Annotated in this window: 17 protein-coding genes; 5 read left to right on the top strand and 12 right to left on the bottom strand. The window is 58.4% G+C overall.

Annotated elements, in window-relative coordinates:
- Window positions 1–188 precede the first annotated feature (188 nt).
- The 12 genes from RIN49_RS09560 to RIN49_RS09505 all read right to left on the bottom strand — a co-directional run bounded on the left by RIN49_RS09560 (window position 189) and on the right by RIN49_RS09505 (window position 15,065).
- A complete protein-coding gene (locus tag RIN49_RS09560; protein ID WP_309119946.1) occupies window positions 189–2,456 on the bottom strand; it encodes a helix-turn-helix domain-containing protein in 2,268 nt (755 codons plus the stop codon).
- A gap of 184 nt (window positions 2,457–2,640) precedes the next feature.
- On the bottom strand, window positions 2,641–3,804 hold the full coding sequence (locus tag RIN49_RS09555; RefSeq protein WP_309119945.1) for a HEAT repeat domain-containing protein: 1,164 nt from the start codon (window positions 3,802–3,804) through the stop codon (window positions 2,641–2,643).
- A gap of 73 nt (window positions 3,805–3,877) precedes the next feature.
- Window positions 3,878–4,252 (bottom strand): DUF488 domain-containing protein, encoded by a 375-nt coding sequence (locus tag RIN49_RS09550; RefSeq protein ID WP_309119944.1) that lies wholly within the window; start codon window positions 4,250–4,252, stop codon window positions 3,878–3,880.
- 77 nt (window positions 4,253–4,329) lie between these two features.
- Entirely contained in the window at window positions 4,330–4,983 is a 654-nt protein-coding gene (locus RIN49_RS09545; protein WP_309119943.1) for a DUF1295 domain-containing protein, read from the bottom strand.
- An 81-nt stretch (window positions 4,984–5,064) separates the two neighbouring features.
- On the bottom strand, window positions 5,065–5,937 hold the full coding sequence (locus RIN49_RS09540; protein WP_309119942.1) for a sugar phosphate isomerase/epimerase family protein: 873 nt from the start codon (window positions 5,935–5,937) through the stop codon (window positions 5,065–5,067).
- 31 nt (window positions 5,938–5,968) lie between these two features.
- Entirely contained in the window at window positions 5,969–6,655 is a 687-nt protein-coding gene (locus tag RIN49_RS09535; protein ID WP_309119941.1) for a copper homeostasis protein CutC, read from the bottom strand.
- Window positions 6,646–7,671, bottom strand: coding sequence for an asparaginase (locus tag RIN49_RS09530; RefSeq protein ID WP_309119940.1), 1,026 nt, complete (start codon window positions 7,669–7,671; stop codon window positions 6,646–6,648). The genes RIN49_RS09535 and RIN49_RS09530 overlap by 10 nt, the downstream gene beginning before the upstream one ends.
- Window positions 7,668–8,945: an alpha-L-fucosidase gene (locus tag RIN49_RS09525; RefSeq protein ID WP_309119939.1), complete on the bottom strand. Its 1,278-nt coding sequence runs from the start codon at window positions 8,943–8,945 to the stop codon at window positions 7,668–7,670. Before RIN49_RS09525 ends, RIN49_RS09530 begins: the two co-directional genes overlap by 4 nt.
- A gap of 72 nt (window positions 8,946–9,017) precedes the next feature.
- Window positions 9,018–10,694, bottom strand: a complete 1,677-nt coding sequence (locus tag RIN49_RS09520) for an ABC transporter substrate-binding protein (RefSeq protein ID WP_309119938.1) — start codon at window positions 10,692–10,694, stop codon at window positions 9,018–9,020.
- A 52-nt stretch (window positions 10,695–10,746) separates the two neighbouring features.
- Window positions 10,747–11,643: a carbohydrate ABC transporter permease gene (locus tag RIN49_RS09515; RefSeq protein ID WP_309119937.1), complete on the bottom strand. Its 897-nt coding sequence runs from the start codon at window positions 11,641–11,643 to the stop codon at window positions 10,747–10,749.
- 13 nt (window positions 11,644–11,656) lie between these two features.
- The gene (locus tag RIN49_RS09510; RefSeq protein WP_309119936.1) at window positions 11,657–12,472 is read right to left on the bottom strand and encodes an ABC transporter permease; all 816 of its coding nucleotides are present in this window, start codon (window positions 12,470–12,472) and stop codon (window positions 11,657–11,659) included.
- A 271-nt stretch (window positions 12,473–12,743) separates the two neighbouring features.
- Window positions 12,744–15,065, bottom strand: a complete 2,322-nt coding sequence (locus RIN49_RS09505) for a helix-turn-helix domain-containing protein (RefSeq protein WP_309119935.1) — start codon at window positions 15,063–15,065, stop codon at window positions 12,744–12,746.
- A 213-nt stretch (window positions 15,066–15,278) separates the two neighbouring features.
- On the opposite strand from RIN49_RS09505, the gene RIN49_RS09500 reads away from it, so the two are divergent.
- The 5 genes from RIN49_RS09500 to RIN49_RS09480 all read left to right on the top strand — a co-directional run bounded on the left by RIN49_RS09500 (window position 15,279) and on the right by RIN49_RS09480 (window position 21,549).
- Complete coding sequence (locus RIN49_RS09500) at window positions 15,279–15,908, top strand: TetR/AcrR family transcriptional regulator (RefSeq protein WP_309119934.1); 630 nt, start codon at window positions 15,279–15,281, stop codon at window positions 15,906–15,908.
- A gap of 24 nt (window positions 15,909–15,932) precedes the next feature.
- A complete protein-coding gene (locus RIN49_RS09495) occupies window positions 15,933–18,245 on the top strand; it encodes an ABC transporter permease (RefSeq protein ID WP_309119933.1) in 2,313 nt (770 codons plus the stop codon).
- 2 nt (window positions 18,246–18,247) lie between these two features.
- The gene (locus RIN49_RS09490; RefSeq protein ID WP_309119932.1) at window positions 18,248–19,006 is read left to right on the top strand and encodes an ABC transporter ATP-binding protein; all 759 of its coding nucleotides are present in this window, start codon (window positions 18,248–18,250) and stop codon (window positions 19,004–19,006) included.
- 358 nt (window positions 19,007–19,364) lie between these two features.
- Window positions 19,365–20,480, top strand: a complete 1,116-nt coding sequence (locus RIN49_RS09485) for an amidohydrolase/deacetylase family metallohydrolase (RefSeq protein WP_309119931.1) — start codon at window positions 19,365–19,367, stop codon at window positions 20,478–20,480.
- Complete coding sequence (locus RIN49_RS09480) at window positions 20,446–21,549, top strand: DgaE family pyridoxal phosphate-dependent ammonia lyase (RefSeq protein WP_309119930.1); 1,104 nt, start codon at window positions 20,446–20,448, stop codon at window positions 21,547–21,549. Before RIN49_RS09485 ends, RIN49_RS09480 begins: the two co-directional genes overlap by 35 nt.

Below are 21,549 nucleotides of genomic sequence, written 5' to 3'. Positions count from 1 at the left end.
CCTCTTCTTCGGGCTCGTCGCGAGGTTTCGATGCCCCTTCAGCGTAATCGTCTCCGCCGGCGCGCGCCACACGCAAAAATCATCGGATGTACGATTTTCTCTTCCTTTCGGCGCGGAAAAAGAAAGCGCGGCGCTCCCGGATCGGGAATGCGCCGCACGGATTTCCGTTTCGGGCAATATTCAATTTTCTAGCGCGTCGCATTTTTCCCCACTTCATACCTCTGCCGGTTCCGAAATTCGCCGGGGGGCACGCCGACGGATTGACGGAACGCCCGATTGAACGAATTCATATTCGCGTATCCGACCCGCTCCCCGATCTCCTTCACGCTCATCCCCGGCTCCTCCAACAGAAGCGTCTTGGCGCGCCGCATGCGCAGCTCGACGAGGAAATCGATGAAATTCATGCCGAGCGCTTCTTTGAACAGCTTGCTTACGTATTTGGAATTCAAGCCGAATTCCTCGCTTAACCGCTGCAGCGACATATCCGGCTCGGTCGCATGCCGTTCGATGTACTCTCTCACGTTCAGCATCAGCTCATGACTCGCCTTCTTGCTGCGCTGCTCCTTCATCCTCTCCAGCAGGATAGCGATCGTCAACGACACGTACTGCTCCAGCTCGTCGATCGTATCGAAGCTCTCCAGCGCCGCGCTCCAGCCGGCGGCGCCTTCCTGCCGCCACCCCTGGTACAGCTCGGGCGAAATTTCCATCATGACGCGATCGATTTGATACGCCAAGTAATTCGCTAAATTGACAATATCCTCGCGGCGCATCATCGTCGTGCGCATCTGTTCGAACAGCGTTCGCAGCCGTTCCGTCGCCTCGTCGTCGCCCATCCGCAACTTGTCGACGAGGGAATGGATGTGCTCGATGTGGGGCTGCCTTTCGTACTCCGCTCCCTCGGTTTCCTCGACGCTGATGAAACGGTTGCTCCCGATGACGGCTTTATAATGAAGCGCCTCGATCGATTGCCGATACGAACGGGCCAATCCGCCGACCTCGCTCGCGATCCCTCCGGCGCCGATCGTGACGGTAAACTTGAGATGCTTCGCCACCCATTCCCGGTACGATTCGAACAGCGCGAAGACGGCTTGGTGCGTGAGATCGGCCTCCGACGGGAAGTGCACGATGCCGGTCAACCGATTTCTTTCCGTCCATTCCGGCCACGCCCACGCCTCCGACTTGCCTGCGACTTCCTGCGCCACGCTGCTTAAAATAAACTTCAATAGGAATTGATCCCGATCGTCGTACTTCGATTGGAAGTCGGCGTAATGATCGATCTCCAGCATGAATACGATGCCTTGCCGAAATTCCTCGGGCTGCCCGAGCTTGGACATCATCTCCCGCCACTGCTCGGCGCCGACGGCCCGCTCCCCTGCGAGCACCTCGCGAAACCAATACTTCTTGCGCAGCCCGATGTCCTCTTCGAATTGCGTCTGATTTCGGTTCGATTGTTCGATCAGATGGTCGAGCGCGGCTCCGATGAAGTCGAATTCGTTGCGGTGCTGACTGCCGAACATGTGGCTCGTGCGCTCCGCCGCATACCGCTTAATGTTCGAGACGATATGGTCGATAGGCTCGTAATGCTTCCATGTAATGAAGACGAGGGAGATCAACCCGAGCAACACGATGACGACGCCGATATAGGTCCACGCTTGATTGAACTCCAGCAGCAAGCCGATCACCGGCTGCAGCATCATGCCGCTTTCTACCGTCCAGCCGGCGTAACCGGATACGTAGGTCGCCATTCGCTCCTTCTGCAGCGCGGGCCGCTCCCGCAACGCGCTACCGTCCGCCGAATGCATCAGGTTCGCGCCATTGCGATCGTATAAGTTGACGAAGCTGACCTCTTCGTGGTACAGCTCTTTAATTTGCAGCCGCAGCCGTTCGACGTTCACGTTAATGACCACCAGGCCATGGGTGCCTCTCGAGAAGGGGAAGCCTCGAACGAGACTTACGACCTCCCGGCCCGGCTTGGCCGGAAACTCTTGGAACGTCCGAACGTCGGACCATTGGCGGTCCTTGATCGGGAGTTCATCCCCCAGGAACGCGCGATCCGGGTACGTTCCGAGCGGGCTGGAGGTTCTGTTGCTAAGGACATGCCCGTCCCGGTAGCGTACGAAATAGATGGAATCGATCAACGGGTAACTGACGGTTAAGTCTTGCATCAGCTTGACCGAACGAATGTCGGTATACACGTGATTCGGGTCGTTCTCCTCGAAGAAGAGCCGATACTCTTCGTTCGTTAACAGCTCGCGGGTCAGCCGTTCGTCGATCGACTTCAGAGAGAATTCGACCGCCCGGATCGCTTGCCTGGCTAACGTCTCGCTCATCGTCACCGCCTGTCGCTGGCTGTGGAAGCTTAGCACTTGGAAGAAGGCGAAGCACAGGAAGGAGAGTACGACGATAAACACCGGAAGGTACGTCAGCAGCATCCGGTAAAACCCTTTTTTCTTCATGGCTACCCTCCCGAAACATTCGTTTCCCTTAACTTAAAGCGCTTACATAAGAGTTGGCGTTACCTTGTTTTAGGGAGTTGTCGCGCGCACCGACGCTATCGAAATTCCTTGCTAAACAGCAAATGCTCCGGACAGAAAATTGTCGCAGAGCATTTGCTCTTATCGGGTACACGCGATTACAGCCTTATCCGTTCTTGCGGGCGGCGGAGATCTGTTCGTGGAAATCCGGCGTCGCGCTCAGCAGCCAATTCCGGTGCAGCACGGCGGTATCGTCCTGCTCCAACGGACCGTAGCTCCAGCTTCCCCCCGAACCTTCCACATATTCCTTCATAATGATCAGGAAGGCGTTGCTCCAAGAGCGGTATTCCTTGACCGCGGGAACGAGGGGGTAATACTCGTCGTAGGCGCTTCGGATGACGGTATGCACGACCTCCTGCAAAATGCCGGGCAGATCGGCAGCCTTCACCTTCGCGGCGAGCGCCTCCGGCATTTCCTTCTCCTCGGAAGCGGCGAAGCGTTCGTACTCCTCCGCCGTCACCGCGCCTAGCTCCTTGGCCATCCAAAGAAGCATGCGATCCAAGGCGGGCTTGTACGACGCAGGAACCGAAATCGTCAGCTCCGGCTTCGGCGCGTTCAGATCGACGACGAACGATTCGCCCATCTTCTGAAGGCGCACGTTGCCGCGCACGCCCAACCATCGCAAGGCGAGCAGCGCATGCGTTCTCATTTTCCCAGGGATTCCTTCGTCTCGACATACTCGGCGCAGCAGCCGTTCGCTCCGCGGATCGGGCAGCAGGCAGAGCATGCGCACGGCCGACAGCACCGTACTCTCGTCCTTGAGCCATTCCTCCGCTTGGGCGAAGAGCGCGTCCGCCGCTCCCTTCAGCGCAAGGTCCAACTCGATGACCCTTGCGGCGAACTCCTCGAGCGTCAGCATCCCTTGGCTCTTCAGGACGTCTTCCCCGCGCTCCTCCGCCATCTTGCGGTACGATTCCTCGATATCCGACGCCATCGCTTCGAACGACTGCCGTTCCTGCGGGCTGACGCCGGGGCGGTTCGCGATCGCGCGCGTCCATCCGACCATCGCCGGCGGACTGTTGCGGAACATCATGAACGCGATCGGCACCATCTGCTTGTCATAGGGGAGCTGCGGCTGCAGCGCATACCTCGCCAAGATCGTCTGCGTGTCGTGTTCCCTGCGCATCAGGCTCAACGCGAGCACCAACCCGTTCCAAGCGCCTGGGTTCGCCGGTTGTTCCTGGATCGCCCGGTACATACAAAATGCTGCAACTCCGTAAGAATCGTTCTGCAGGTGACGGCGGCCTACCCCGCTCATATCTTGGCTCATGTATGCTCATCCTCTTGGCAGTTTATTCATTACGCCTAGTATACAACATTATCGGGCGCGAGCGGCATTTCCGCTACAACTTGTCCAGAAATTCCTTCAGCACCCGCGCATGATTCCACTCGCCGGTATTGGCGGCATAGAGCAGCGTGACCTTCCCTTCCTCGGCCCATGTCCGAAGCCGCTCCAGCGAGCCGCGCAGCGAATCGTCCGCTAATTCCGCCTCATACCGCGCCTTGAACGTCTCGAACCGTTCCGCCATGTCCTGCGGCTGCCGGTGGTACCATTCGCGCAGCCCCGCGCTCGGAGCGACCTCCTTCATCCAGAGCGTCAGCTGCGCCCGGTCCTTCGACACGCCTCTCGGCCAGAGACGATCGACGAGAATGCGCCGCCCGTCGGCGGCTTCCGCAGGGTCGTAGATTCGCTTGACCGCGATCGCGACGTTCTCCATCCTTCCCGCTCCTTCAGCGAAAAAGACCGCCACCCAAGCGAATTGGTCACGGTCTTCTCCTGCACAAAAATACATTCCTAATACAAGAACGGAATCAACTTCTTCGTCCGAGCCGCGTACGCCCGAAACTCCGCGCCGTACTTCGCTTCCAAGTACCGATCCATCGAGGGAATGTGAACCCCTATAAACATAATCGCCATCGCCAAGGGAACCCAACCGGTCAGCCACTGCCCCGCGATCAGGCACATGCCCGCGAAGAGCACGAGATCGCCGAAATAATTGATGTGCATGGAATAGCGGAACAGCCCCCCGGTATACAGCCGCCCCTTGTTTTCCTCCCGGCGCTTCCACCGATGCCTCATCCACTCCGAGCCGGTATTCAGATCCGAGCCGATCAGGTAGAGCGACACCCCGGCCCATACCCATCCGTCCGCTTCCGCCGGATTCGCGGCGCCGAGAACGGCGAACGTGGCGTGAATGAGGAACACCCAGGCCGACACCCCGAATACTTCCTTCCAAGGCATCGCGCGCCGCAGCAAATACAACGTCGTAAAGCAAATCCGGAAGAAGTACAGCCATAAGCAGGCCGTCAACAGCCCGGCTCTGGTCGGCGCCGCGCCTTGCGCGGGCGCGTCCTGCAGCAGCCACATCGTCGCCAGTCCGACGGAGACGACATGAAGCAGCAGGAAGACGATCCGCTGCCGGTACGAACGCTCGGTCAACGCAGACATAGGCATCCCCCGATCCCTTGGTTCCCATCGATTACCATTATTGTACCGAAGGGGAATCCCCGAGTCGAGTCATTGTTCCGCTTACGCTTCCTCCCACAACCGGCGCAAGTTATCCATGGCGATCTTGGCAGCGGCCTTGCATTCCTCCATGCCTTCGAACTCCACGGTGATGTTCCCGTCGTAGCCCGACGCCTTCACAAGCTTCACGATTTTGCGGATCGGGAGGTCGCCGTGCCCGACGATCGCGCCCCGCAGGAAGTTGTCGTTCGCCGTCCGGAACCAGACGCCGTCGCCCGGAGGCTCGTCGTACGGACGAATGTAGAAATCCTTGAAGTGGACCAAGGAGGCATAAGGCAGGTTTTTCTTCACGCCGATAATCGGGTCCTCGTCCACGCACAGGAAGTTGCCGATATCGAGCGTCGTCTTGAAGTTCGGACGGTCGACCGCCTCCAACACCCGCTGCACGCGGTCGCTCGCCTGGACGCTGAAGCCGTGGTTTTCGATCGTCGTCGTAATGCCGTATTGCGCCGCGTAATCGGCGATGATCCGGCTTCCCTTGACGATCAGCGGCAAGCTCTCCTCGAACCAACGAATCGTCATCTGTTCCTTCGGCAAGGTGAACGCCGTCACGTCGTGGCGCATATGCTTCACGCCCATCCGACGTACGACGTCGACGTGCCGCTTCACCCGCGCCATCTCCGCCTCGAACGCTTCCTCGGCGTCCTGCACGAAGTTCGCGGGCATAGAGTAGTTCGACAGCTCGATGCCGACCGCCTTCGCCTTCTCGCGAATCGCGTCCGCCAACTCGGGGTTGTCTTCCACCGTGTACCCGTAAGGGACCATCTCCATATGTTCGCCGCCGTTGTTTGCGATCCACTCGATCGCATCCAGCACCGTCATCTCGCCGGATTTCAACGCGTTCAATAAGCTATACGTGCTTAATCCTACTTTCATCGCCTGCAACCGCCCCTTCCTCGAAAATGAATTACCGCAGCGCGCCGCGCACGACGGCCATCTTCCTTGCATCGATCCGGGTCCGGAACGTGCCGTCCTCGCGCACGCCCGACCCGAAATGAACCTCGGCCGCCCCGGTCTCCCGCACGAACGCCTCCAGCCCTTCCGGCGTTAACCCGTGCCCCGCTAGAATTCGTAGATGGGTCCGAGCGGCCGCTCCGACCAGCTCGCGGATGCGAGGGATCGATCGCGGGGCGGGGCTTAAGCCTCCGGACGTCAAAACCCGAGAAATCGAAGGGAACGCGGATAACGCCTCCAACGCTTCGAACGGATCTCGCGCCTCGTCGAACGCCCGATGGAACGTCGCGTCCAATCCGGCGCCGGCAGCGATAAGCCGCTTCACCGCATAAGCGTCGACCTCGCCCCCCGGCGTCAGCGCTCCGAACACGATCCCCGCGGCCCCGGCGCGGCGCGCGAGCTCGATGTCCCGTTCCATGACGGCGAGGTCGAATTCGTCATAGACGAACGATCGGGCATGCGGCCGGATCATGACGTTCACGGGAACCGCGCCGGCGACCTTCACCGCCCCCTCGACGAGGCCGGCGCTCGGCGTCAGCCCGCCTTCGGAAATCCCCGTCACGAGCTCGATCCGCTCCGCGCCGAACCTCACGGCATCCCGTACGTCCGATACGCTGATCGCGATGACCTCTAAGAGCACGAAGCTTCCTCCTCCGCCGTCCGCAGCCGGAAGACGCTGCGGTTTTCCCCGATGACGACCCCGTTATCGTTGTAGATGTCCTTCGGCCCGATCCGCCGCAGCCTCCGGATCGTCTCCTCGTTGTTGTAACCGATCTGCTCGAGAATCGATACGACGATCGAAGGCCACTCCTCCTCGGAGCCGTCCGTCACCTTCAGCGCGAACGCGAGCCGTTCCTTGCGCAGCCCGAAGCAGTAGATCCCCTTGGCGCCGCCCTTCGCGACGATGTTCGGGTCCTTCAGTAAGTTCGGGCAAATGAGATAGTCGGCCGAGATCAGGTCCGGGTTCGCATTCATGAGCGCGCCGACCCGCTCCGCCGCGCGCCGCAGATCCGCATCCGCGATCAAGTCCGGACAAGCGAGCCTCACGAACGCGTTCGCCATCGCGGAGAGCGGCATCCCGAAGACGGGGAAGCCGCAGCCGTCCGTGCCGATGACGATGTCCTCGACGCGGCACCCCGACAGCTCGGCGGCCAGCCGCAGGATCCGCTGCTGCGCCGGATGCTCCGGACGCTCGTAGCCGTCCGTCGGCAGCCCCGTCGCGATGCAGTACGCCAGCACGCCGAGATGCTTGCCCGAGCAGTTATGGTAGACGCGCCGCGGCCCTGTGCCGCCCGCGACGAGCGCATCCCGAGCGGACGCGTCGAGCGGGTACGTCGGCTTGCACACAAGCGTCTCCTCGTCGAGGCCGAGCTTCTGCAGCATCCCGTCCAGCGCCGTCACATGGTACGGCAGCGCCCGGTGCGACGCCATCATGACCGCGAGCTCCTCGTCCGCGAAGCCGAGCTTCTCGTCCAGCCGTTCCAGGAAGAAGGGCAGCGCCTGGATCGGCTTCGCGGCGGAGCGCAGGAACGTCGCGTACGCCGGGTCGCCGACCGCATAGCGCACCCTCCCGGTTTCGTCTACGCCGCAGATGTGGCCGTAGTGGACATTTTCCAACATCCCGCCCCGAAACTCTTGGACTAACGCCTCCGTCACGGCAGCAGCTCCAGCTCGATGACCGTATCCCAATCGTCCGGCAGCTCCGCTCCCTTCAGCGTAATGAACGCGCCGCTCTCGATATCGGAATAGTGATCGGCCATCCACGGCACCGACACGATCAGCTCGCTGCCGTCACGCAGCAGCCGGGCTTTCTTGATCTTCCCCTTCAGCCCTTGGAAGTAGATCGGACCGACGCCCCGGTCGAACACATGCGCGTACAGCTTGTTCCCGTTCTGCGTGTACCGCCCCCACTCCGGCTTCGGCAGCGCCGACGCGCCGCAGCCGTAGATGCTGTCGCCGTTCAGGCGCAGCCATTCGCCGACGCCCTCGAGAATGTCGAGCGAAGGCTTCGGAATTTCCCCCTTGGCGTCCGGACCGACGTTGAGCAGCAGGTTTCCGTTCTTGCTCACGCACTCCACGAGCGTTCGGACGACCTGCTTCGGCGACTTGTACGCGCGATCCTCCGAATGATACCCCCAGTTGTCGTTCAATGTAATGCAAGCTTCCCACGGGATCGACTTGCCGTTCTCGTCCACGATGCCGCCCGGCGGAATAATCTGCTCCGGCGAGTAGAAATCCCCCGCGTACACTTCCGGCTCCGCCGCCTTGATGTTGCCGCCGAGCCGATTGTCGATGATGATGTTCGGCTGAATCGACCGGATCATCCGCACGAGCTCCGTCGCCTTCCACTTCTCCCCGGTCATATCGTCGTAAGAGAAATCGAACCACATAATGTCGATCGGGCCGTAGTTCGTCAGCAGCTCGCGCACTTGGCCGTGCATGTAGTTCAAATACCGGTCGAAGTCGATCGGCTTATCCTTGAACGCCGGGTTGTCCCGCTCCGGGTGGATGCGGTCGCCGTACGCCGGATAATCGTCGTGATGCCAGTCGATGATCGAATAATAAAACCCGACGCCGAGCCCCTCCGCCCGGAACGCGTCCACGTATTCTCGCACCAGATCGCGCCCCGCCGGCGTATTCGTCGCCTTGTAGTCCGTCAGCGCGCTGTCGAACAGACAGAAGCCGTCGTGATGCTTCGTCGTCAGCACCGCATATTTCTGCCCCGCTTGCTTCGCCGCGCGCGCCCACGCCTTCGGGTCGTACCGGCTCGCGTCGAACTCCTCGAAGTAAGGCTGATACGCTTCGTTGCTGATCTTCTCCACGCTTCGAACCCATTCTCCCCGCGCGGGAATCGCATACAGCCCCCAATGGATGAACATGCCGAACCGGTCTTTCAGGAACTGCTCCACGCGCTCTTCCCTCGTACTCATTTTCGAAACGCCTCCCTATTCATAATGGAAGGACCCGTTCGAAGGAACGGGTCCGCCCTGCGAGCCCACGAATTACTGCATCGCCGTATAAGCTTCTTGGTAAATCTCCAGCAAGCGGTTCAAATTCATCGTCTCTAGCGTCTTCACGTACGTGTCCCACTCCGCTTCGATCTCGGCGTCGCCGATAATGAAGCGCGCGAGCATCTCGTCGACGTAGTCGTTCACCGTCTTCGCGATATCGGCCGATTCCGTCGCTTGCTCGTTCGTCATGAACAGCGGCGGCACGGTCGCGACGTCCTTCGGCAGGTACGGCTCGTAGTTGTTCTTCGTTTCATTGTACAGGATAACTTCGAGATCGTCTTCGCCCTTGCTGACCGCGCTGAGGCGGAAGTCGTTGGAGCGGAGCGCCGGGCCGGTCTGCGCCCAATGCACGTTCTGCACCTCGCCGAACGACTTCAGCTCCGACCACTTCGCCGGCTGGCCGTTAATGCCGAGCTCGCCGTCCTTCGCGTCGCGCCATTCCGAGTCCGGTCGGCCGTAGTTGCTGCGCAGCGTGTGCTCGTATTCGTACAAGCCGTCCGCCCAGCGGAGCGCGACTTCCGGGTTTTGCGCTTTGTTCGTAATGATGAAGGTGCCCGTCGTCATGCCCGTCGGATCGTTAGGCGCGTACTGCACGCCGTTCGGCCCCTTCAGCGCCGGCACCGTCGCGTATTCGGCCCAGCGACCGCTCTCGCCGAGCAGCTGCGTGAACACCCCTTGGTGACCGCCCGTCGACGCGCCGAGGAGAACCGTGTCCGGATTTTCCCCGACTTGGATCAGCTGATTGTCGTCCTGCGTGAACGACTCCGGCGTCAGCAGCCCTTCGGCGTACAGCTTGTTCAGATATTTCAGCCCTTCCTTCCACTCCGGCTTGTTGAACGCGGCGTCGAGCTTGCCGTCCTTCACGAACAGGCGCTTCGTATTGCCGTAAGCCGGGTTGTAAATGAAGGCGTTCATCAAGAAAGCGTCGATCGAAGACCGCCACGACTTCGGCGAGATCGAGAGCGGAATTTCGTCCGCCTGGCCGTTGCCGTTCGGGTCCTGCGTCTTGAACGCTTTCAACACTTCGTAGAATTCGTCCGTCGTCGTCGGCATCGACAGGCCGAGCTTCGTCAGCCACGGCTCGTAGATCCACATCTTCTGGCTCTGCGAGCAGTGATAGCACTCGTTGATTTCCGGCAGCGAATAGATGTTGCCGTCCGGCGCCGTGATCGCCTCTTGGATGTCGGGGCGGTCTGCGAACAGCTTTTTCGTCTGGGACCCTTGCTTCTCGATCAGTTCGTTCAGCGGGAGGAAGACGCCCTCCGAGCCGTAAATCATCTCCTGCGCGGGCGATACGTTCAGCCCCATAATGACGTCCGGGTAATCGCCGCTCGCGAGCACGAGGTTCAGCTTCTCCTGCATGCTCTGCTCCGGCACGACCTCCCATTCGATATGCACGTTCGTCTTCTCTTCGTACCACTTGGTGAATTCGTTCGTGGCGAAGTCTTCGACGAGCGGGTTGCCGCGCACCATGACCTTCAGCGTCGTCTTCTCGTTCACGATCGGGTACGTGCCCGGCTCGGTCAGCAGCTCCGTCGACGCTCCCGCCGTTTCGCCCGCCGCCGGCTCGGCGCCGCCCTCTTCGCTCGCCGTGCCGGCGCAGCCCGCCAGCACCGCGGTCGCGAGCCATGTTAACGCGAGTATGCCGATCCCGTATTTTCTCTTCATGGATGGATATCCCCCTTATCGAATCATACGCATGTCATGTACTTTCCTGTACCTACCCTTTAATCGAACCGATCATAACGCCTTTCACGAAGAACTTCTGCACGAACGGGTAGACGATCAGCAGCGGGACCGACGTCACCACGATGAGCGAATACTTGAGCAGCTCCCTGAGACCTTGCCGCGCGGCCGCCGTCTTCGCGTCGCCCAGCATCTCGATGTTGACCTCGTTCTGAATGAGAATGTCCCGCAATACAAGTTGAAGCGGATACAAATCCGGGTTTTTCAAATAAATCATCGCGTTGAAATATTGATTCCAATGCCCGACCCCGTAGAACAGGGCGATGACCGCCACGATCGGCCCGGATAACGGAAGCACGATTCGGAGCAGGAAGCGGAAGTCGTTGCAGCCGTCCAGCTGCGACGCCTCCAACAGCTCGTGGGGAATCGTGGTCTGGAAATACGTTCGCATGATGATCACGTTCCACACCGACAGCGCCGTCGGCACGATCAAGGACCAGATCGTGTCGAGCATGGACAGCTCCTTGACGAGCAAGTACGTCGGAATGAGGCCTCCGTTGAACATCATCGTGAACACGAGCAGCAGCATGAAGCCGGCCCTCCCGCGGAAGTCGCGGCGAGACAGCGGGTATGCCGCCAGAATCGTCATGACGACGTTCAGCAGGGTGCCCGCGGCCGTGTACAGGAACGTGTTGGCGAACCCGGTCAATACGTTGTTGTTTTTGAAAATCGCCTTATATCCTTCCAGCGACGGCTCGACCGGCCACAACCACACCTTGCCGGACATGACCGCATACGTGGAGCTGAAGGAGGCGCTGACGACGTAAATGAGCGGGTACGCCACGACGATCAGAACGAGCGTTAACAGCAGCGTGTTGGCGACGTTGAACACCCGATCGCCGCCGGATTCTTTCATAACGGTACGACTCATCGTTGCGCCCCCCTCACCATAAGCTCTCCTGACCCATCTTCTTCGCGGCGCCGTTGACGACGACGATCAAGATGAAGCCGATGACGGCTTTGAACAACCCGATGGCGGTCGCGTAAGAGAAGTTGAGCGCCTGCGAGATGAGGCCGACCTTGTACACGTACGTGTCGATCACTTCGGACGTCCGCAGGTTGAGCGAATTTTGCATGAGCAAGATTTTCTCGAACCCGGTTTCCATGACCGTCCCCGTGTTCAGAATGAGCAGGATGACCGCGATGGGCATAATGCTCGGAATGTCGATATGCCAGATCCGCTGCAGCTTGCTCGCGCCATCCATAACGCCCGCCTCGTGCAGGGAAGGATCGATGCCCGCGAGCGCCGCCAAATAGATGATGCAGGCGAACCCGACGTTCTGCCACACATGCGACCATACATAGATCGACTGGAACATCGACGCTTCGGCCATGAAGTTGATCGGCTCGACCCCGAACCACCCGAGCATCGCGTTCAGCACGCCGGTTCGCGGATCCAAAAATTGCAGGAGCAAGCCGACCAAGACGACGAGCGAGATGAAATAAGGCGCGTACGTGACCATCTGCACCGTCTTCTTGAATCGTTCGTTCGTGGCGTAATGCAGTCCGATGGCTAACAGGATGGGGAAAGGGAAGCTCGCGATCAACGTATAGAAGCTGATCGACAACGTATTGCCCAGCAGCCGCCAGAATTCGTACGAGCCGAAGAACCGCTCGAATTGGTCGAACCCGACCCACGGACTGCCGAACAACCCTTTCGTCACCGAAAACTGTTTGAAAGCGATCACATTTCCTAACATAGGAACATACTTGAATAGAAGGACGTAGATCAGCGGCAATGCGAACAATGCGTATAACTGCCAGCCCTTCCTTAGATCTTGCAGCGTTCTCAGGCGACGCCCCCCTCTCGTGTCTCTCCTCACCCGGCCGGTGTGATTCGAAGTATAGGATCGATGAGGGGCGTCCGTAAATATGATAAATTCTAACGTTATGCCGAAGTTTAGATCGGGGACAATCGGCGCATTATGCACGATTTACGCATTGTGCAATGCTTTAGAAGCCGCATGAATCCTAGGGTTTCCGGGCTTTGCGGTATTCGGTGGCGCTGAGGCCGTTCGCCCGCTTGAAAGCGCGGCTGAACGTGTTCAGCGAATAATAGCCGACCGCGACGGCGATCTCGTTGACCGGCGCGTCGCTCCCTTCGAGGAGCGTTCGGGCGTGCGTCATGCGCAGCCGCTCGAGATAATCGGAGAAGTTCACCCCGGTTTGTTCTTTGAAAAAGTAAGAGATATACGCCTCCGACGTTTGCGTATGCTCCGCCAGCTTGCCGAGGCTTAGATCCGTACGGTGGTAATTCTCTTCGATATACCGGATCAGGTCGTCCTTGAGCTGCAGATTGTGGCTTTTCTTCCGGTCGTTCTGCACCCGGCAGATGGTGAGGAAGGCGCCTGCGATCTCGTCGAACGCGGCCTTCGGATGTTTGCCGGTTTCCACCGCCAGCAGCGCGCGATCGATCTCCTCGCGCCGCGAGTCGAGGCCGAAGCCGGTCTCCCCGATGCACTTCAGCAGCGTCCCGGACAGCTCGCCGAGCAGGATGCGGCCGACCGCCGCCGGCAGGCTCTGCCGTTCCAGATTGTTGTCCCGGATATGAGCCAGCAGCGCTTCCGTCTCCGCCACGTTGCCGGAGGCGACCAGATTGACGAGCCGAAGCTCCACGTCGGGCGGGTAGAAATACGTCGGCATCGCCGGGCTCGCATCGTCCTGGAAGACGATCGCGCGCTCGTTCGACCAGCTCTCCCGCTGCATCAGTAGCCGCGCCTCCTCGAACGAACGGCTGATGTCCGTCAGTTGCCGGTAGCAGCCGCCGACCGCGACGTGCGCGGCGACGTGAAGCTCGTCCGCGAACCGCTCATGGAGCTCGCCGAGAATGCGGCGCAGCTTGTCCATGAACGCCGCCGCGGAATCGGCGTCGCCGTTCATGAGCAGCGCGATCTGGTTTTCGCTCAGGTCGTGAGCCGCGATCGTCCGGCCGTAGCTCTTCGCCAGCACGTCCCGCACGCCGAGCTTGCGAATATCGAGCTCTCGGAGCATCTCTTCGTTGTAGCCGCCGTCGTAACCGGAAATTTCCAGCAGCCCGACGGCGTGAAATTCCCCTTCCCAGGAGACGCGCGCATGCTCCATCGCGACGGCGATATCTTGATTCGAGGCGTAGTAGCCTCGCAGCAATCTGTCGTAAAATCCGCTGCGGAGCAGCGGCATCTGCAGCTCGAGCTTCTCCTCGAGGTCGCCGTTGCGGTGCACGAGATTCGTCACGGAGGAGCGAATCTCGTCCCAGGCGTTCCGCGCCGGCGCCGCGGATTCCGAGCCCGCCGTCCGGCCGGCCGTCGGCAGCGTCCGCAGCAGCATCCAGAGCGGCCGGCTGTTGCGGTACGCGAACAAGAGGGCGGCCGCCATCCCCGCGAGCAGCCCCAACGCCAGAATCGTCGAGAGGAGGCGTCTTAGGTACTGCACCTTCTCCAGTACGGCCGCCTCCGGCTGCGCGGACACGTACGTCCAGCCGTTGTAGTTCGACGTCGACCGGGTGACCAGCATGCGCCGCCCGTCGATGTCCGCCACGGAGAAGCCGTCGCGTATGTCTTCGGACCACGACGTATCGCCGACGACGCCGGATCGGCTGATCGTCTGCCCGTGCTCGTCCTGAATGAACGCGAAGCCGCCTTCGCTCGAGCTCAATCGGCGCAGCATGTTCTGGATTTGCGCGTTATCGATGAGAAACAGGACAAGCGCCGGATGATCCTTCGCGCCGAAGGAGCGCAGATACGTCACGACGGAATGCCGCTTCCCCTCGTACGTGACGATCTGTCCTTGCAGGAACGCCTTCGACCGATACCGATCGGCGAGCGCCCCGACCCACGACTCGTACGTTTGTCCCTCGTATCGGAATTTCAAATCATAAAATTGCCGCAGCTTGTACATCGCGTTCGGCGATACGATCATCTCGCTGTCCGGGTAAACGACGAAATAATCCAAGATGAAGTGATTGAACAGCGGGTAGTCGAACAGATCTTTATGAAGCTCAAGAATCCGCACCGGGTTCGTCCCCGCGAACGGCTCCTCGACATATTGGAACGACCGCGCCTTCGTGCCGCCGGCCACCTGCTCCGCGATCGTCTCGATCTCCTCGAATCGCCGATCCAAAATGTCCTTCGTCTGTTCCATGACGGTGAAGGCCGTCTCTTTCGTTTGGCTTTCGATAAGCTGCAAGGTCCGTTCATAGGCGTAATAGCCCACGCTCAAGAACCCGATCAGCAACAGGGCGTACGGGATAAAGAAATGAAGCAGCACCTTCAAATCCTTGCGGCCGCTCTGGAATGTCCCTTTTCGAGTAAGCATGCGTTCATCTCCATAGGTGTTCGAAATGCCGAAGAAGTGAAACCGTTTACTTAACAGTGTAAAGGAGATAAGGAAAGGTGGCAATGGTTAGGGCTCAGGAAATAATACGAATGTTAAGTTTTGACGAAGTTTAGCACATCACCATCTTGACCGCCAAAAATTGAGCTATACTATTATCGACAGTCAGTCGGTCGATAAAAAGGAAGTGTAAAAATGAGAGTCGTAAAAGAAGCCGAGAAACGCAGGAACGAAATCCTTGACGCGGCGGATGAACTTTTCGGACGAAAAGGGTATGACGGCACAAGTACCAACGATATTCTCGAAAAGGTCGGCATTGCGCGGGGAACGCTGTATTATCACTTCAAGTCGAAAGAGGATCTTATGGACGCGCTGATCGATCGGTATAATGTCCGTCTTTTGAGGGCGGCGCAGGAAGCTGCCGAAGACAAGAGCATCCCCGTCGTCGAGCGCATGATCCGAGTCGTTATGGCTCTGAACTTAAGCGGGGGAAGCAGCAAGGAAATTATGGAGCACATCCACAAGCCGCAAAACGCGCTCATGCATCGGAAAATACAAGGGGCCATCGTCAACGGCGTTACGCCGATCCTGACAGGGGTCATCCGCGAAGGAATTGAGCAGGGACTGTTCGACACGCCGTTCCCGTATGCATGCATGGAAATGGTTGTGATCTATGCGAGTACCGTATTGGATGACGATATGGTGGAAATGACGAACGAGGAGCGCGAAATACGCATGCAGGCGCTTATTTTCAACGCGGAGAGGCTGCTCGGTGCCGAAAGCGGAAGCTTTATACAGATGTTCGGCAGCGGTAATAAAGACTAAGAAGCTTGAACACGGAGGTGACCTATGTATTTCAGAATCATCCGCAATGACATGAAAAAGAGCAAAGTAATTACGTTGACAACCATGATATTTGTCGCTGCCGCGGCTATGCTTGTATCGCTTGCGGCGATCCTTATCATCAATCTTTCAGGCGCTCTAGATACGCTTATGACACAAGCGAAAACCCCGCATTTTATGCAAATGCATTCGGGCGAAATCGATAAGGCGCGGCTTGCCTCCTTCGCGGAGCAAAATAGCAACGTCGATGAATTTCAGGTCGTCGAGTTTCTGGGCATGGACGGCGCGCAAATTATTTTAGGAGATAATTCTCTTGCGGATAGTGTGATAGATAACGGTTTTAGCACGCAGAGCGAAACATTCGATTATCTTCTCGATCTTGAAGGAAACATCATCGACGTATCCGACGGCGAGCTTTATGTTCCGATAAGCTATATGAGGGACAACACCGCAAAGGTCGGCGACAAGGCAGTAATAAGCGGGAAGGAATTTACCGTCACAGGGTTTCTGCGCGATTCGACGATGAACTCCTCGCTCTCCGCCTCTAAGAGATTTCTTGTCAGTGAACATGACTATGCGGAATTAAAAAGTCTTGGAAGTACAGAGTATTTGATCGAGTTCCGGTTAAAGGATCTGTCGGCGATAGGCGCCTTCGAGACGGCTTATGCCTCCGCAGGGCTTGAAGCGAACGGACCATCGGTTACCTATTCGCTCTTCCGGATGATGAACGCCATTTCCGATGGGATGATGATTGCGGTTATCCTTCTTGTCAGCGCACTTGTCGTGATCATCGCATTCATGTGCATTCGTTTTATGCTTATTGCGAAAATCGAAGACGACTACCGCGAAATCGGCGTAATGAAAGCGATAGGGCTGCGCATTTCCGACATAAAGAAGATATATCTTGCGAAATATGCGGCGATCGCGGCGGCAGGCAGTATTTTGGGCTTTGCCCTTTCGGTTATGTTCCAAGACATGCTTCTTGAAAATATTCGGGTTTATATGGGTGAGAGCGAACATTCCTCTTATGCTCCGCTTTTCGGAATGATCGGCATATCGCTTGTATTCCTTGCGATTATTGCCTATGTAAGCGGAGTGCTGAATCGCTTTCGGAACATTTCCGCGGCGGAGGCTATACGCTTCGGCGCTTCACAAGAAAAAAACGCGGGCGCGAAGCGATTTACCCTAAAAGGAAACAGGCTGTTTCACACGAATCTGTTCCTCGGGATCAAAGATGTTCTCGCAAGGAAAAGACTTTATGCCACCATGCTTGCGGTGCTGGTCATTTCCGCATTTATCATGACCGTTCCGCAAAACCTGTATAACTCGATTTCGTCTGAAAGTTTCATTAATAATATGGGGATCGGAAACTACGATTTTCGCATACAAATCAATGGGAATTTTTCTGAGAAAGTCGATGAAATCGTACAGACCGTGAGCGGCGATCATACCGTTTCAAAATACGCCTCCCTTACAACAACAACATTTAAAGCAAAAACGGATAACGGATCGGAGGAAAATATCAAAGTCGAACTCGGCGATCATTCGATATTCCCTATACATTATTCTCAGGGCAGAGCCCCCGCCGCAGACGACGAAATCGCGCTTTCGGTTATGAACGCCGATGCGATGAGCAAGAAGGTAGGCGATGTCATCACGCTGATGATCGAGGGAAACGAGAAAGCTCTGACAGTAAGCGGCATCTATTCCGATATTACGAACGGAGGGAAGACCGCTAAAGCGATATTCGCCGACCATTCGGCAAACATCATGTGGAGTATCGTCAGCGTGGAGCTGACGGACAAAACTTTGGTCGACAGCAAGGTTTCGGAATTCTCGGACAAGTTCGATTTTGCAAAGACCTCGGATATTGATGAATTCGTTACGCAGACCCTCGGGTCGACAATACGTTCCGTCGAAATCGCCTCCTACGCCGCTGTGGCCGTTGCGCTGGTTATTACGGTACTGGTTACGTTGTTATTTATGAAGATGCTTGTCGCAAAAGATAGATATTCCATTGCCGTTTTGAAAGCGTTCGGTTTTACAAACTCAGATATAAGAGCGCAGTTTATATCTCGTTCGATTTTCGTTCTGATCGTCGGAATCGTTCTCGGCACGCTTTTGGCGAACACGCTCGGAGAGAGTCTAGCGGGCGTAATGATTTCCTCGTTCGGAGCGTCGACGTTCCAATTCGAGGTCAATCCGATTTCAGCGTATTTGCTCAGTCCGCTGACGATGATCTTCGCGGTACTGATCGCAACAATGCTCGGTACATCGGGCGCGGGACGAATCAAAATTTCGGAACATATAAAGGGGTAGGGATGATGAAGATGATGATCGGCGATCAGATCGTTAAGTCTTTCGGTGTAGGGGGGGAACGACGCAATGTGCTCGATGGAGTGTCCGTCGAAATCAACGAGGGCGAGTTCGTTGCGGTTATGGGACCTTCAGGCTCGGGAAAATCAACGCTGATGTTTGCGCTGAGCGGAACGGATCACATCGATGGCGGGAAGGTCTTTTTTAACAGTAGAGACCTATCGACGACCCCGGAGAATGAGCTTTCGGATATACGTAGAACTCAAATGGGATTTGTTTTTCAACAACCGACGATGCTGAAACAGTTGAACATCTTCGATAACATTATTTTGCCGTCCATGCGCGATCGCAAAAAAAACGCCGCGGAAATTTCGGAGAAGGCAAAAGCGCTTATGAACAGAGTAGGCATCGCGGAGCTTGAAAATCGCGACATTACACAGGTATCGGGAGGTCAACTTCAGCGTGCGGGAATATGCCGCGCGCTTATGAACAGCCCGAAAATCATCTTCGGCGACGAGCCCACGGGCGCGCTCAACTCAAAATCCGCGCAGGAGATCATGGACCTATTTTCCGAAATCAATGCGGACGGTACTGCGATTCTGCTTGTCACTCACGATGCGAAGGTTGCGGCTCGGACGGAGCGTATTCTGTTTATGCGCGACGGAAAAATCGTAAGCGAGTTGAAGCTTCCGAAGTTTAACGGGACGGATCTGGATGGCAGAGTCGAGAAAGTAACGGTGAACATGTTGGAAGCAGGAATCTGATTTGTTTCATCGTAGTCGCGATTTGACGTAAACCGAAGATCTGCCCTTAACCAATGGCAGGTCTTCGTTTTTACCTCGTTGTCCTCGTTGCCCCCCACCGCCGCGGCGTAAGCGACCTCCTGACGCTATTCCTTTCCTTCCTGCGTTTAGCGAACAAGCGTGCCGACCAACCGGTCGATCTCGCCGGGAAGCCGCCTCTTGCAGTCTGTCGCAACGGCCAACGGTTGTTCGGTACTTCAATTTATAGTAAGTTCGCCTCTTCGTTCCGTAAACATAACTAAAACATTATAACGTTATATTGATTGATTCGAATTGTGTGGTAATGTAGAAGTAGAATCGACGGGAAGCGGGGGATCGCGTGGGGGAGAAACTTCTATTACATCACTTGAAAACGATGGACGAACGCGTCGTCGATATCGCGATCGAAGACGGTCGGATCGCCGCCGTGACGGCCCCGGGGACCGTCCGCGGCGGAGCCCCGGCGTTCGACGGAACGGGGCTGTACGTCTCCAGCGGCTGGATCGACCTGCATGCGCACGCCTTTCCCGAGTTCGATCCGTACGGGGACGAACTGGACGAAATCGGCGTTCGCCAAGGCGTGACCACGGTCGTGGACGCCGGCAGCTGCGGGGCGGACCGGATCGCGGAGCTCGCCGCAAGCGGCAGGCGCGCGCGAACGAAGCTTCTCGCGTTTCTCAACGTCTCCCGGATCGGGCTCGCGCGAATCGACGAGCTGTCCGACCTCGCCTGGATCGACGAGGCGGCCGCGATCGAGGCCGTTCGCCGGCACCCGGACTTCGTCGTCGGGCTGAAGGCGCGCATTAGCCGGAGCGTCGTGGGCGATAACGGTATCGCGCCGCTCCGCCTCGCGCGAACGCTGTCGGACGCGACGCGTCTGCCGCTCATGGTCCACATCGGCTCGGGACCGCCGGCCATCGGAGACATTCTGCCGCTGCTTCGCCAAGGCGACATCTTGACCCATTATTTGCACGGCAAGCCGAACAATCTCTTCGACGCTCTGGCCGGGCCTCTGCCCGCGCTGCGGGCGGCGATCGAACGCGGCGTGCGGCTGGACGTCGGCCACGGTACCGCGAGCTTCTCCTTCGCGGTCGCCGAAGCCGCCCTTCGCCACGGCATCGCGCCCGATACGATCAGCTCGGATATTTATCGAGGCAACCGGATCCACGGCCCGGTGTACAGTCTGGCGAACGTCATGACGAAGTTTCTCGCGCTCGGGTACCCGCTTGCGGACGTCGTCGCGGCCGTCACCTCCCGCGCCGCCGCAAGCCTCGGACGACCCGAGCTCGGCCGGATCCGCAAGGGAGACGCCGCGATGCTCACCCTGTTCGAGGTGAAGCGGGAACCGATCGCCCTATACGATTCCGAAGGCGCCGTTCGCATGTCGGAGCGCCGAATCGAACCCAAAGGAGTTGTCATTCATGGATCATTCATTCCTTGCGAAGTACGGGCTTAAGCGGGTCGTGAACGCCAGCGGCCGCATGAGCGTCATCGGCGTGTCGGCGCCCTCCGACACGGTGATGGACGCCATGAAGCTCGGCGGGCGGCAGTACGTCGAGATGGCCGAGCTGGTCGAGGCGTCCGGGGCGCATATCGCCCGAACGCTCGGGGCGGAATCGGCCGTCGTCGTCAACTCGGCGTCGAGCGGCATCGCGCTGTGCGTCGCGGCCGTCGTGACGCGGGGAGATCGGCGCAAGAGCTTGCGCCTGCATCAAGAGCCGCTCTCCCGGAACGAAATCCTCTTATTTAAGGGGCATAACGTGCAATACGGCGCCCCGGTCGAGACGATGGTGTTCTTGGGGGGCGGGCGCGTGAGAGAAATCGGGTACGCCAACGAAGGCCGAGCGGAGCATCTGGAAGAGGCGATCTCGGAGGAGACGGCCGCCGTCCTGTACGTGAAGTCGCATCATTGCGTCCAGAAGAACATGCTCTCCGTCGAGGAGGCTTGGGAAGTCGCGAGCCGGCGCGGCGTGCCGCTCATCGTCGACGCCGCGGCGGAGGAGGATCTTCGCAAGTACCCTGCGTGCTCGGATCTCGTCATCTACAGCGGCTCGAAGGCGATCGAAGGCCCGACGTCCGGCATCGTCTGCGGGAAGCGAACCTACGTCGACTGGGTCAAGACCCAGCTGCACGGCATCGGCCGCGGCATGAAGGTCGGGAAGGAAGCGATCTTCGGGCTGCTCCAGGCGCTCGAGGAGTACGTCGCGAAAGAGGACACGAGCGAACGGGAGAAGGAAGCGCTGCAAGCGTTCCTCCCGCTGAACGAGCTGCCGGGCGTCGGCGTGACGATCGTGCAGGACGATTCGGGCCGCTCCATCTTCCGGGCGCGGGTGCGGATCGATCCGGAGCATGCGGGCATGACGGCCGAGCGTATGGCCATCGAGCTGCGGACCGGGCCGATCGCCGTCTACACGCGCGACTACGGCGTCAAGCAAGGCTACTTCGATCTGGATCCCCGGTCCTTGCAAGGGGACGACATTCCAGTGATCGCGGCGCGAATCCGCGAGCTGGCAGGAGGACGTTAA

Origin of the sequence: Paenibacillus sp., assembly GCF_031177825.1 — a bacterium.
Lineage (GTDB): Bacteria > Bacillota > Bacilli > Paenibacillales > YIM-B00363 > Paenibacillus_AE.
Note: the sequence above shows the minus strand (reverse complement) of the source record. Positions and strands in the feature narration are given on the sequence as shown.